The organism is Streptomyces sp. CA-278952 (genome assembly GCF_028747205.1).
Classification (GTDB): Bacteria; Actinomycetota; Actinomycetes; order Streptomycetales; family Streptomycetaceae; genus Streptomyces.
Map to the genome: position 1 here is coordinate 6804047 of NZ_CP112880.1, position 12747 is coordinate 6816793.

Genomic DNA, 12747 nt, shown 5'->3' on the forward strand with positions numbered 1-12747 from the left:
CCCTCCGGGCGCCTGAAGCCGCGGGCGGCCCCGGCGGACTGACCCGCGGACTGCCCCGGTGGACGGCCCGGGGGGCGGGCCGGTGGGCGGGTCCGGCGGCCCCGGCCCGGCGGGCCCACCCGCCGCACCCCGACACGGCGGACCCCGCACCCCCGAACACACCGGACCCCGCCCGCCACGAGTGCGGCGAACGGGGTCCGGTGGTCAGCGTGCCGGGCGACCCGGGCGACCCGGGTCGGAACCCGGGGTGCGGCCGGCGGACGGCTGCGGCCCGGCGGAGGGCTCCGGGCGGGGCCGATGCCGGCGTCTACGCGCCCCGCCCGGATGCCGACGCCGGCATCTACACGCCCCGCCTGGATGCCGGCGTCGGCATCGAGGCGCCGTCCAGCGGCACCCTAGGCGGCGGTCGTGCCGCTCTCCTGCTCGCGCTCCACCTGCTCGTTCCACTCGCGCTTGACGGCGCGCCAGGCGTCGTCGTTCTGGCCGAGACGCCAGTAACCCGAGATCGAGAGCCGCGCCAGCGGGATCTGCCGCTCCACGCGCAGATACCGGCGGATCTCCTTCACGAAGCCCGCCTCCCCATGCACGAAGGCCTGGATCTCGCCCTCCGGGAAGTCCAGCCCCTTCACGGCGGCGGTCAGCAGCTCGCCGACGGGCCGGTCGCCACGGTGCAGCCAGGTCACGGACACGCCGTCGGGCGTAACGATCTTCTGCTCCTCGGAGGCGTCCGACACCTCCACGAAGGCGTGCACCAGGGCACCCGACGGCATCTGCTCCAGCGCCGCCGCGATCGCCGGCAGCGCGCTCTCGTCGCCGACCAGCAGGTGCCAGTCCGCCGACGCCTCGGGACCGTAACCGCCGCCGGGGCCGAGGAAGGTCACCTGCTCGCCCACCCGGGCCCGCTGCGCCCACGGTCCCGCGAGGCCCGCGTCGCCGTGCACGACGAAGTCGACGGCCATCTCCCGGGCGACCGGGTCCCACGAGCGCACCGTGTACGTACGGGTGGTGGGCCACAGCTCGCGCGGGTACCGCTCCCGGATCGCGGCCATGTCGAACGGGTGCGCGTAGTCCGCGCCCTCGGGTGCGAAGCACAGCTTGATGTAGTGGTCGGTGAAGCCGGAGAGGGTGAAGTCCGCGAGCCCTTCGCCGCCGAGGACCACCCGGACCATGTGCGGGGTGATCTGCTCGGTGCGCACGACCTGCGCCCCCTGAGCCGTGGGTGCCTGCCGGGCCGGCCGCTCTGCCACGAGGTACTCCCTGGTTCGAAAACTTGAGCTTAGGTATGCCTAAGTTAACACCTCAGTGCTGAAGGGTGGTCAGGAGCCGCTGAAGCGCTCCGCCCAGCCCCCACTGCTCCGCCAGCGCCTCCAGGGCGGCCGGGTCGCGAGGCTCCCGGGGCAGCGCCGGGTCGAAGTCGGGAAGGGGGACGTCCCCGGCCACCCGGACCACCTTCGGCGCGACGGCGACATAGGCGCGCGACTCGTCCAGCCGCTTGCGCTGCGAGGGCGTCAGCTTCGCCTTCGGGTCGTCCACCGCCGCCATGATCCCGTCGAGGTCGCCGTACGCGTCCAGCAGCTTCGCCGCCGTCTTCTCGCCGATGCCGGGGACGCCCGGGAGCCCGTCGCTCGGGTCGCCGCGGAGCAGTGCCAGATCGACGTAGCCCGCGCCGTCCACGCCGTACTTCTCGCGGAGCCAGGCCTCGTCGGTCACCTGGAGGGTGCCGACGCCCTTGAGCGGGTAGAGCACGCGCACCTGACGGGCGTCGTCGACCAACTGATACAGATCGCGGTCGCCGGTGACGATGTCCACCGGCCCGGTCGCCCGCCCCGTGAGGGTGCCGATGACGTCGTCCGCCTCGTACGGCGTGACGCCGACCCGGGCGATCCCGAGCGCCGCCAGCACGTCCTCGATGATCGGGACCTGCGGGGACAGCGTGTCGGGGATCTCCTCCTCGTCCGTCTGTCCGGCGGGCGTCTCCTCGGCGACCCGGTGCGCCTTGTACGTCGGGATCAGGTCGACCCGCCACTGCGGTCGCCAGTCGTTGTCCCAGCAGGCGACCAGATCGTCCGGCCGGTGGTCCTGCACCAGGCGGCCGATGAAGTCGAGGAGTCCACGCACGGCGTTCACGGGCGTGCCGTCCGGCGCGCGCACCGAATCGGGCACCCCGAAGTAGGCGCGGAAGTAGAGGGAGGCGGTGTCGAGGAGCATCAGGCGTCGCGTCACAGACCCGATGATGCCCCACCGCACCGACAGTCGCTCCGGGTAACCGCTTACTTCCGCTCCGTCGCAGGTCAGTGACCTGGGTCACTGTTGTGTTTGGGCTGTGTAAGTGAGGGCAGGCGCGCCACCGGAGCGAACCACGTCGCATTTTCAACTAGTGCATGTGCCACGCGGACAGAGCCCGCACCGCTCCACGGTCTGCCGGAGGGGGTGGCAGACCGTTTTTCGGTTCAACGCGTGAGGTGTATGTGTCCAGGCTGCAAGCCGAACACTTGTACAAAGTCTTCGGAAGACGACCCGATGAGGCCGTGCGGAAGCTCCAGAGCGGCTCCGGCCGCGACGAGTTGCGCGCCGAGGGAACGACCGCAGCGGTGATCGACGCCTCGTTCACCGTGGAGCCGGGGCAGATCTTCGTCGTCATGGGGTTGTCCGGCTCGGGCAAGTCCACCCTGCTGCGGATGCTCAACGGTCTGCTCGACCCCACCGCGGGCCGGGTGCTCTTCGACGGCCAGGACCTGACCGCCCTGAGCCCCCGCGACCTGCGGCACGTCCGCTCCACCAAGATCAGCATGGTGTTCCAGCACTTCGCGCTCTTCCCCCACCGGAGCGTCCTGGAGAACGCCGCGTACGGCCTGGAGGTCCAGGGCGTGCCGCGCGAGGAGCGCGAGGTGCGGGCCACCGAGGCGCTGCGGATGACCGGCCTCGAAGGCTGGGAGAAGTCCTGGCCCGACGAGCTGTCCGGCGGTATGCAGCAGCGCGTGGGCCTCGCCCGCGCGTTGGCCACCGACGCCGACCTGCTGCTCATGGACGAGTCCTTCAGCGCGCTCGACCCGCTGATCCGCCGTGACATGCAGGACCAGCTGCTGGAGCTCCAGAAGCGCCTGAAGAAGACCATCGTCTTCATCACTCACGACCTCAACGAGGCCATGCGCCTGGGCGACCGGATCGCCGTCATGCGCGACGGGGAGATCGTCCAGCTCGGCACCGCCGAGGACATCCTCGTCACCCCGGCCAACGACTACGTCGCCTCCTTCACCCAGGACGTCGACCGCTCCCGGGTGCTCACCGCGGGCGCGATCATGGCCGAGGCGCACACCGTGATGGGCACCAGGGCGGCGGACGGCAAGGAACTGCGCACCCCGCAGGACGTGCTGGCCGCGGCCCCCGCCACGGTCCCGGAGTCCACGCCGATCATCGACCTGTTCACGCCCTGCTCGCAGAGCTCGAACCCGGTCGCCGTGACCGACGCCAAGGGCAAGCTCGTCGGCGTCGTCCCCAGCTCCCGGCTGCTCGCCGTCCTCGGTGAGCCGATGACCCCGGCAGAGGCCCCCCGCGACACCGAAACCGCGGCAGCGGACGGCGCGAAGAAGGTGGCCAGTGTTTAGGCTCCCCCTCGGCGAATGGGTCGACTCCGCGGTCGACTGGCTGCAGACCCACCTCGCCTGGCTCTTCGACGCCATCAGCTCCATCGTCAGCGGCATGTTCGACGGCATAGCCGCCGTCCTGTCCGCCCCCGCACCGCTGCTGTTCGCGGGCATCGTCGCCGTCATCGCCTGGTGGCTGCGCGGCCTGCCTGCGGCACTGCTCACCTTCGTCGGGTTCGCCCTCATCGACGCCGTCGAACTGTGGGACGAAGCGATGGACACCCTCACCCTGGTGCTCGTCGCGACACTCGTCACCCTGGTCATCGCCGTGCCGCTGGGCATCTGGGCCTCCCGGTCCAGGACGGTCAGCGCGATCACCCGGCCGGTCCTGGACTTCATGCAGACCATGCCCGCCATGGTCTACCTGATCCCCGGCGTCATCTTCTTCGGCGTCGGCGTGGTCCCCGGCATCATCGCCACCATCATCTTCGCCCTGCCCCCGGGCGTCCGGATGACCGAACTCGGCATCCGCCAGGTCGACGGCGAACTCGTCGAGGCGGCCGAGGCCTTCGGCACCACCTCGCGCAACACGCTGCTGCGCGTCCAGCTGCCGCTCGCCCTGCCCACGATCATGGCCGGGATCAACCAGGTCATCATGCTCGGCCTGTCCATGGTCGTCATCGCGGGCATGGTCGGCGGCGGCGGCCTCGGCGGCTCCGTCTACCGCGCCATCGGCAACGTCGACGTCGGTCTCGGTTTCGAGGCGGGCATCTCCATCGTCATCCTCGCCATGTACCTGGACCGGATGACCGGTGCGCTGGGCACCGAGGTCTCCCCGCTGGGCCGCCGCGCGGTCGCCAAGGCCCAGGCCATGGCCGAGGGCTGGAAGATCTGGACCTACCGCCCGCAGCCCCGCATCGCGGCCGTCGGCATCGTCGTCCTCGCGCTCGTCGCGGGCGGCATGAGCGTCTTCGGCGGCTCCAAGGACGACACCGCCGGCCAGGCCGCGCGGATCGGCGACGGCAAGAAGGTCAGCATCGGCTACATCCCGTGGGACGAGGGCATCGCCTCCACGTTCCTCTGGAAGGAGATGCTGGAGCAGCGCGGCTTCGAGGTCGACGTCAAGCAGTACGAGGCCGGCGCGCTGTACACCGGTATGGCCAACGGGCAGATCGACTTCCAGACCGACTCCTGGCTCCCGACCACCCACGCCAGCTACTGGGCGAAGTACAAGGACCGCCTGGAGGACCTCGGCGCGTGGTACGCCCCGACCTCGTTGGAGCTCGCCGTCCCCGCGTACATGAAGGACGTCCAGACGATGGACGACCTCAAGGGCCGGGCGTCCGAGTTCAAGGGCCGCATCGTCGGCATCGAGCCGAGCGCCGGCGAGATGGGCCTGCTCAAGGACAAGCTGCTGCCGGGCTACGGCCTGGACAAGGAGTACAAGCTCATCGACGGCTCGACGCCGTCCATGCTGGCCGAGCTGAAGCGCGCGTACGCCAAGAAGGAGCCGATCGTGGTTCCGCTCTGGTCGCCGCACTGGGCGTACAACGAGTACGACCTCACCAAGCTCAAGGACCCCAAGGGCCTCTGGGGCGAGGGCGACGGCGTCCACACCCTGGCGCGCAAGGGTTTCTCCGCCGAGAACCCCGTGGTCAGCAAGTGGCTCAAGGACTTCAAGATGAGCGAGAAGCAGCTCACCAGCCTTGAGGCCCAGATCCAGAAGTCCGGCTCCGGCAAGGAGCAGGAAGCCGTCCGCACCTGGCTGAAGGACAACCCGGGCGTCGCCGGCAAGTGGTCCCCGGTCCCGAAGGACGCCAAGGCCGACGGCGGCAAGGACGAGCGTGACCGTGCCGTCGAGGTCGCCTGGTTCCCCTGGGAGGAGGACATCGCCGCCACGTACCTGTGGAAGGCGGTCCTGGAGGAGCGCGGCTACAAGATCAACCTCAAGCAGTTCGAGGTCGGTCCGATGTACGCCGCGATGTCACGCGGCCAGATCGACGTGCAGTTCGACGGCTGGCTGCCGTACACCCAGAAGAATTACTGGGACAAGTACGGCGACAAGCTGACCGACCTCGGCTCCTGGTACGGGCCGACCTCCATCGAGGTCGCCGTCCCCGACTACGTCAAGGACGTCAAGACTCTCGACGACCTCAAGGGCAAGGGCTCCGACTTCAAGGGCCGGATCATCGGCATCGAGCCCGGCACGGCCACCATGGAGAACCTCAAGAAGAACGTCCTGCCGAGTTACGGCCTGGACAAGGAGTACGAGGTCCTCGACTCCTCCACGCCCGGCATGCTGTCGGAGCTGAAGCGCGCGTACGCCAAGAAGGAGCCCGTCGCGGTCCTGCTGTGGACCCCGCACTGGGCGTACAACGAGTACGGCATGACCAAGCTGAAGGACCCGAAGAAGGCGTTCGGTGAGGGCGACCGGCTGCACACCATCGCCTCCAAGGAGTTCCCGAAGCAGTACCCGCAGCTGACGGAGTGGTTCAAGGACTTCAAGCTCACCGAGAAGCAGCTCGGCGGCCTGGAGAACGAGATCCAGAAGCGCGGCGTGGGTCACGAGGAGGAAGCCGTGAAGGCCTGGATGGACGACAACCCGGGCATCGCGGACACCATGGCGCCCCAGTAAGGGCCCACGGGCACGGAAGCAGCAGGTCATGAGGGGTGGCCCCCGCCTTCGGGCGGGGCCACCCCTTCCGGCTGCCCGGGGGGCGTTTACCGGACGTCGTGCGCAACCATGTGCGTAAGGTGCTGGCAACCGGGAGGATGGCGGAGGCGGGAGGGAGCCGGGACATGGACGACAAGGACACACCGCGGGTGGGCGCCGCCGTCCGCCGACGGCGCAGAACCCTGGGACTCACGCTGGCCGCGGTCGCCTCGCGCAGCGGCCTCTCCGTGCCCTTCCTCAGCCAGATCGAGAACGAGCGCGCCCGCCCCAGCGCCCGTTCCCTCGACCGGGTCGCCGAAGCGCTGGAGACCACCACCGGGCGTCTGCGGGCCGCCGCCGACTCCGCGCGCGCGGTCGACGTCGTCCGGGCCGAGGGGGGCGAGGGCGTACGCCGCCTGGTGCGCGGCCGGCATCAGCTCAGCGCCCTGGAGTTCACCGGCGAACCGGACCTCGGCCGCGAGTTCCAGCACCGCAACGACGAACTGATGTACGTCGTCGAGGGCGCCGTCGACGTCGAGGCGGAGGGCCAGGTCCACCGCCTGGAGCACGGCGACACCCTGTTCCTCTCCGGCGGGGTCCGCCACCGCTGGCGCGCCACCGTGCCCGGCACCCGGCTCCTGGTCGTCGCGGTGGCCGAACACATCGACGCCACGTTCGACTCGCGCCGCTGACCCCGTACGCCTGCGTTTCGTACGGTGCCGAGCCCGTACGGGGTGCCGAGTCCGTACGGTGGCGGACCCGCCTCTCCCTCCACCCGCGAAAGGCCCGTCCGTGCGCGTCGTCTCCCTGGTCCCCTCGCTCACCGAGGCCGTCGCCCACACCGCACCCGGGCTGCTCACCGGGGTCACCGACTGGTGCACGCACCCCGCGGATCTCACCGCCGCCCGCGTCGGCGGCACGAAGAATCCGGACGTGGCCGCGATCGCCGCCCTCGCCCCCGACCTCGTGATCGCCAACGAGGAGGAGAACCGGGCCCCCGACCTCGAAGCGCTCCGGGCGGCCGGGCTCGACGTCCTGGTCACCGAGGTCCGCACCCTGGAGCAGGCGCTCGCCGAACTGCACCGCGTCCTCGTCGACGGCTGCGGGCTGGCCCGGCCCCGCTGGCTGGACGCCGCCGAGGCCGCCTGGGCCGTGCTGCCCGCGCCCTCCGGGAGCCCGCGCCCCGCCGTCGTACCGATCTGGCGGAGGCCCTGGATAGTGCTGGGCCACGACACCTTCGCCGGCGACCTCCTCGCCCGCCTCGGCATCCGCAACGTGTACGCCGACCACGCCGAGCGCTACCCGCGCATCCCGCTCGACGAGCTGAACGCCTCCGGGGCCGAGCTGGTGGTGCTGCCCGACGAGCCCTACCGCTTCACCGCGGACGACGGACCCGAGGCCTTCCCCGCCCTGCCCGCCGCACTCGTCGACGGGCGGCTGCTCACGTGGTACGGGCCGTCGCTGGCCGAGGCGGCACGGGCGCTGCCGTCAGCGCTCCGCTGAGCACCCCGAGCGCCGTCCGCGTCCCGGCCGCCGCCCAGGCCGCCACCAGGAGGACGTACAGCGCCACCGCCAGCCAGGTCAGCGCGTCGAGCCCGGTGTGCCGCGCCAGACCGGCCGCGCCCGTCACACACGTACCGACGGGGAAGGTGAACGCCCACCACGTCATCGCGAAGCCCATACCGTTCCGGGCGGCCCGCACCACCATCGCGGTCGCCAGGGCCAGCCAGAGCAGCGCGAAGCCCATCACCGGCACCCCGTACAGCACGGCGAACGCGCCGAAAGCGGAGGCGTAGGGGACCCCGACCGCCCCCGGGGCGACGTCGGCCAACTGGTTGACGGCGGTCGTCGACTGCCCGAGCGGACCCAGCACCAGAAAGAGCGTCGGGGTCAGCGCGAGCGGCAGCGGACCGTGGTGGACCAGCCGGGAGAAGACCAACGGCAGCACGACCAGCGTGGCCAGCAGCGACAGGCCGAACATCGCGTAGCAGGCCAGCAGCAGCGCCTCGCGCCCCTGTCCGGCGGCGACGTGGGGCACCAGCAGCGCGCCCTGCGAGGCCGACACCATCGGGGCGACCAGCGGCAGCAGCCACACCGGCGACGCGGTCCCGGGCGCGGGACGGTGGCGTACGACCATCAGATACGGCACCGCGACAGCGGCCACCAGACCGATCGCGGTACCCGCCACGAACAGCACCACGTCCACCGCGAGCGCAGCCCGCGCGCCCACCACGTCCTGGCCCACCGTCAGCGTGGCCCCGCCGACGGCCAGCAACGCCATGGACAGACAGCCGTAGAACGGGGCGACGGCCGGGTCCAGCAGATGGGCCCGCGCCTGGTCGCGGTGGCAGAGCCAGTGCCCCGTACGGGCGGCGAGGACGGCCAGCAGCAGCACGGCCGACAGCGCCCACACCACGGTGCACGCGGCCCGCAGCCCGGGAACGTCCCCCGGAAGCATCGCGCCGGCGCTCGCGACGATCGCGGTGCCCATGACGCTCGCGTACCAGTTGGGGCCGATGTGCCGCAGGGACGGCAGTCGCGTCGCGCCGCCGGGCGCCTCGGCCGGGCGGGTCACGAGCGCGGCGGGAGGCGACGGAGCGGCGGTCCGGGTCACCGGAAAGATGGTCATGCCACGATTCTTCGCGGCCGGGCCCCCGCCCACCAGGGACCCCGTACCTATGAGGTCATAAGCTGGCTTTATGACCGGCGACGACGCACACGCACCCCACGTTTCCCTCTCCCACCGGGTCCCCGACCTCGGGGCGCTGGAACTCCTGCTCGCCGTCGCCCGGCACGGCAGCCTCGGGCGGGCCGCCCGGGACGTCGGCATCACCCAGCCCGCCGCCTCCAGCCGCGTCCGGTCCATGGAGCGCCAGCTCGGCGTCGCCCTCCTGGACCGCTCCCCGCGCGGCTCCCGGCTCACCGACGCGGGCGCGCTGGTCACCGACTGGGCGCGCCGGGTCGTCGAGGCGGCGGAGGCCTTCGACGCCGGCGCCCAGGCGCTGCGCGACCGCCGCGACTCCCGGCTGCGGGTCGCCGCCAGCATGACGATCGCCGAGTACCTGCTGCCGGGCTGGCTGATCGCGCTGCGCGGCGAGCGGCCGGACACCGCGGTCTCGCTCCTCGTCGGCAACTCCGCGGCCGTCGCCCGCCGCCTGGTCACCGGCGAGGCCGACCTCGGCTTCGTCGAGGGCCTGTCGATACCGGAGGGCCTCGACGGCACCGTCATCGCCCACGACCGCCTCGTCGTCGTGGTCGCCCCCAGCCACCCCTGGGCCCGGCGCCGCACCCCGCTGCTGCCCGGTGAACTCGCCGCCACCCCGCTGATCCTGCGCGAACACGGCTCCGGCACCCGCCAGGTCCTGGACGCGGCGCTCGCCGTGCACGGCGGACTGGCCCAGCCCCTGCTGGAGCTCTCCTCGACCACGGCGGTCAAGGGCGCGGCGGAGAGCGGCGCGGGCCCCTGCGTCCTGAGCGAACTGGCCCTCGGCGAGGAGTTGTCGTCACGCCGCCTCGTCAAGGTCCCCATCGCGGGCGTACGGCTGCGCCGCCAACTGCGCGCGGTCTGGCCCGGGGGCCACCGCCCCACCGGCCCCGCCCGCGATCTGCTGTCCCTGACCGGCCGCGACGCCTGACCCCGCTCCCCTCCGAACCCCGGCCGCCGTGTCGGAGCCGGATCCTAGAGTGGGGGCATGAGCTACGCGACGCCGCCCGGCTGGTACCCGGACACGGGCGCACCCGGCCTGGAGCGCTGGTGGGACGGCACGGCCTGGACCGTGCACACCCGCACGCCCGCCGCCGCCCACGCCGCGCCGGAACAGCCGCCCGCACCCGCGGCGTTCGGCCCGCCGTCGCTTCCGCTCCCGCACCGGCGCGGCCCCCGGGGCGAGGCCGGCGGCGACAGCCGGACGAAGCTCCTGGCGATCACGCTCTCCGGGGTGCTGGTCCTGGGCGCGGCCGTCGCCGGGGCCGTGCTGCTCGGCCGTGACGAGGGCGGTACGCCCGCGGCTCCGACGACGACCGCCTCGCCCCCGGCCCCCGCCACCGCCCCCACGCCCCCCGCCTCCTCCGTCGAGCCCGCCCCGGACGAGGATCCCGCCGTCCTCGTCGACCAGCTCAACGCGGTCACCCTGCCGGTGCCCGAGGGCTGGGAGAAGCCGGAGAGCACCTCCGACGACGCCCCCACCATCCGCACCGAGCAGTCCTACGACTGCCCCGGAGGCGCGGCGTTCTGCTACCACGGCACGGTCGCCACCCGCACCGCCCGGGGCGGTGAGACCGATGTCAGAACCCCGGCCGAGGCCGACATCGTCACCGCGGCCGACAAGGCCTACGAGGAGGACAGCCTCGGCCGGCGCACCCACGGCGGCATCACGTCCCACAAGGTGCTCAGGGCCCAGGAGCTGACCGTCGCCGGCCGCACCGGCTACCTGGTGCGCTGGCAGGTCACCACCGGCGAGGGGCCCGGCGGGTACGTGCAGTCCCTGGTCTTCCCCTCCTCGGTGGGCGCCGGGACACCGGTGATCGTCCGGTTCGCCTTCGACGCCGGGGCGCCCGGCCTGCCGCTGTCCCTGATGGACACCATCACCCGGGGCATCCGCCCGCTCGGCGACAGCGCGACGAGCGGGGGAGTGGGCGCGTCCATCGGCCCGTGAAGCCCGTATCGCGCGTGAAGCCCGTATCGCCCGCGGGCCGGAGGCCAGCCTGCGGGCCCGAGGTCAGCCTGCGGGCCCGAGGTCAGAGGAAGGTCTGCCCCTCGCCCCGGTAGGTGGGAACGCTCGCCGTGACCCGGTCGCCCTCGATCAGATGCAGCGCGTCGAACCGCTCGCACAGCTCCCCGGCCTTGGCGTGCCGGAACCACACCTTGTCGCCGATCAGCAGGTCGTCGGCGGGGGAGCCCCGCAGCGGCGTCTGCACCTCGCCCGCGCCCTCCTGCGCGTCGTAGCGCAGCCCCTCCGGCAGATACGGCACCGGCGAGCGGTCGGCGCCGGCCGGGCCGGACGCCGGATAGCCGCCCCCGAGCACCGTCACCACGCCCACGCCCGGCCGGCGCACCACGGGCTGTGCGAACAGGGCCGCCGGCCGGCCGGTGAACGACGTGTAGTTGTCGAACAGCCGGGGCACGTACAGCCCCGAACCGGCCGCGATCTCCGTCACCGCGGCCTCGGCCGCCGTGTGCTGCACACTGCCGGTCCCGCCGCCGTTGACGAACTCCAGCTCCGGCGCGACCGCCCGGACCGCCCGCACCACCTCGGCCCGGCGCACCGCCAGCTCCTTGCGGGCGGCCGACTGCATCAGCCGGATCGCCCGGGACAGCAGCGGCCGCCCCGCCAGCGCGTCGCCGACCCCGGCGACATGCCCCTCGTACGCCATCAGCCCCACCAGCCGGAAGCCCGGCCTGCGGGCCACCGAGCGGGCCAGTTCGGCGAGGTGCGCGGGGGAGCGCAGGGGTGAGCGCAGCGCCCCGATCCGGACCCGGCCGCCCAGCATCCGCAGCGAGGTGTCCAGCTCCAAACAGACCCGGATCTCCTCCCGGCCGCCCGCCCGGGAGGCGTCGATCAGCTCCAGCTGGGTGTGGTCGTCGACCATCACGGTCACGGCCCCGGCGAGCTTGGGATCGGCCGCCAGCTCGGCGAAGGCGGACCGGTCGGCCGACGGGTAGGCCAGCAGGACGTCGTCGAACCCGGCCCGCGCCAGCCACAGCGACTCCGCCAGCGTGTACGACATGATCCCGGCGAACCCGGGACGCGCGAGGACCCGCTCCAGCAGGGCCCGGCACCGCACCGACTTGCTCGCCACCCGGACCGGCTTCCCGGCCGCCCGCCGCACCAGATCGTCCGCGTTGGCGTCGAACGCCTCAAGATCGACGATCGCGATCGGGGCGTCGAGATGGGCGGTGGCCCGGTTGTAGCGGGTCCGGTCAGCGGCGCGGGCAGTCATGGCCGCAGCTTGCCAGAGAGCCGCTACGGCTGGGTAGGGGGACGATCAGGACAGATCGTCCGCCGACCGGGGCGTCCCGTTCCCTGCCGCCCGACCGCAGCCCGTAGAGTGACGTGCACGCGAGCACCAACGGGCCTGTCAGCGGCGGTGATCCGTGGTCGGTACGAGGACGTGTATGCGGGGGGCCGGATGAGTACCGAAGCGCAGCGCGCCCCTGTGCCGCCCCGCCCGACCACCCCTCCCACGGCCCATGCTCCCGCGCCCACCCCCACGCCCGCGGCCCCCGCTTCCACGGCCCCGCCCGCCTCACGGACCGCGCCGCCTCAGCAGGCTCGGCCGGCGGTCACTCCGCAGACGGCTCAGACCGCACCGGCCCGCCCGCCGGCTTCGGCCCCGCAGGAAGCGTCTGCGGCTCCGGCTCAGCAGCTTTCCTCGCCTCGCCCGTCGGCTTCGGCCCCTCACGCACAGGAAGCGTCTGGGGCCCCGGCTCAGCAGCCCTCCCCGCCTCGCCCGGTCACACCGGCCCCGCCCACCCCGCCGATGCGCTCGGCCCCGCCTGCCGCACCGGCC

General features: G+C 72.8%; 10 protein-coding genes. 6 read left to right on the forward strand and 4 right to left on the reverse strand.

Annotated elements, in window-relative coordinates:
• Positions 1 to 395 precede the first annotated feature (395 nt).
• Both N7925_RS30170 and N7925_RS30175 read right to left on the reverse strand, forming a co-directional pair.
• Positions 396 to 1247, reverse strand: coding sequence for a siderophore-interacting protein (locus N7925_RS30170; protein WP_274345736.1), 852 nt, complete (start codon positions 1245 to 1247; stop codon positions 396 to 398).
• Positions 1248 to 1299: 52 nt separating this feature from the next.
• The gene (locus N7925_RS30175; RefSeq protein WP_265604049.1) at positions 1300 to 2208 is read right to left on the reverse strand and encodes a 5'-3' exonuclease; all 909 of its coding nucleotides are present in this window, start codon (positions 2206 to 2208) and stop codon (positions 1300 to 1302) included.
• A gap of 260 nt (positions 2209 to 2468) precedes the next feature.
• On the opposite strand from N7925_RS30175, the gene N7925_RS30180 reads away from it, so the two are divergent.
• The 4 genes from N7925_RS30180 to N7925_RS30195 all read left to right on the forward strand — a co-directional run bounded on the left by N7925_RS30180 (position 2469) and on the right by N7925_RS30195 (position 7740).
• Complete coding sequence (locus N7925_RS30180) at positions 2469 to 3605, forward strand: quaternary amine ABC transporter ATP-binding protein (RefSeq protein WP_265602543.1); 1137 nt, start codon at positions 2469 to 2471, stop codon at positions 3603 to 3605.
• Positions 3598 to 6219, forward strand: a complete 2622-nt coding sequence (locus tag N7925_RS30185; RefSeq protein WP_274345737.1) for an ABC transporter permease/substrate binding protein — start codon at positions 3598 to 3600, stop codon at positions 6217 to 6219. The genes N7925_RS30180 and N7925_RS30185 overlap by 8 nt, the downstream gene beginning before the upstream one ends.
• Before the next feature lie 164 nt (positions 6220 to 6383).
• On the forward strand, positions 6384 to 6929 hold the full coding sequence (locus tag N7925_RS30190) for a helix-turn-helix domain-containing protein (protein ID WP_265602545.1): 546 nt from the start codon (positions 6384 to 6386) through the stop codon (positions 6927 to 6929).
• Between the two features lie 100 nt (positions 6930 to 7029).
• Complete coding sequence (locus N7925_RS30195; protein ID WP_274345738.1) at positions 7030 to 7740, forward strand: helical backbone metal receptor; 711 nt, start codon at positions 7030 to 7032, stop codon at positions 7738 to 7740.
• On the opposite strand, the gene N7925_RS30200 is transcribed toward N7925_RS30195, so the two are convergent.
• Positions 7679 to 8866, reverse strand: a complete 1188-nt coding sequence (locus tag N7925_RS30200; protein ID WP_274345739.1) for a TDT family transporter — start codon at positions 8864 to 8866, stop codon at positions 7679 to 7681. The two genes, N7925_RS30195 and N7925_RS30200, sit on opposite strands and share 62 nt — an antisense overlap.
• A gap of 70 nt (positions 8867 to 8936) precedes the next feature.
• On the opposite strand from N7925_RS30200, the gene N7925_RS30205 reads away from it, so the two are divergent.
• Positions 8937 to 9872 carry a LysR family transcriptional regulator gene (locus tag N7925_RS30205; RefSeq protein WP_274345740.1) on the forward strand — a complete coding sequence of 312 codons (936 nt, stop codon included), beginning with the start codon at positions 8937 to 8939 and terminating at the stop codon, positions 9870 to 9872.
• Positions 9873 to 9929: 57 nt separating this feature from the next.
• Positions 9930 to 10892 (forward strand): DUF2510 domain-containing protein, encoded by a 963-nt coding sequence (locus N7925_RS30210; protein ID WP_274345741.1) that lies wholly within the window; start codon positions 9930 to 9932, stop codon positions 10890 to 10892.
• An 82-nt stretch (positions 10893 to 10974) separates the two neighbouring features.
• Here the strand turns inward: N7925_RS30210 and N7925_RS30215 are convergent, their stop codons facing one another.
• Positions 10975 to 12177 carry an amino acid deaminase/aldolase gene (locus N7925_RS30215; RefSeq protein WP_274345742.1) on the reverse strand — a complete coding sequence of 401 codons (1203 nt, stop codon included), beginning with the start codon at positions 12175 to 12177 and terminating at the stop codon, positions 10975 to 10977.
• Positions 12178 to 12747: the final 570 nt, after the last annotated feature.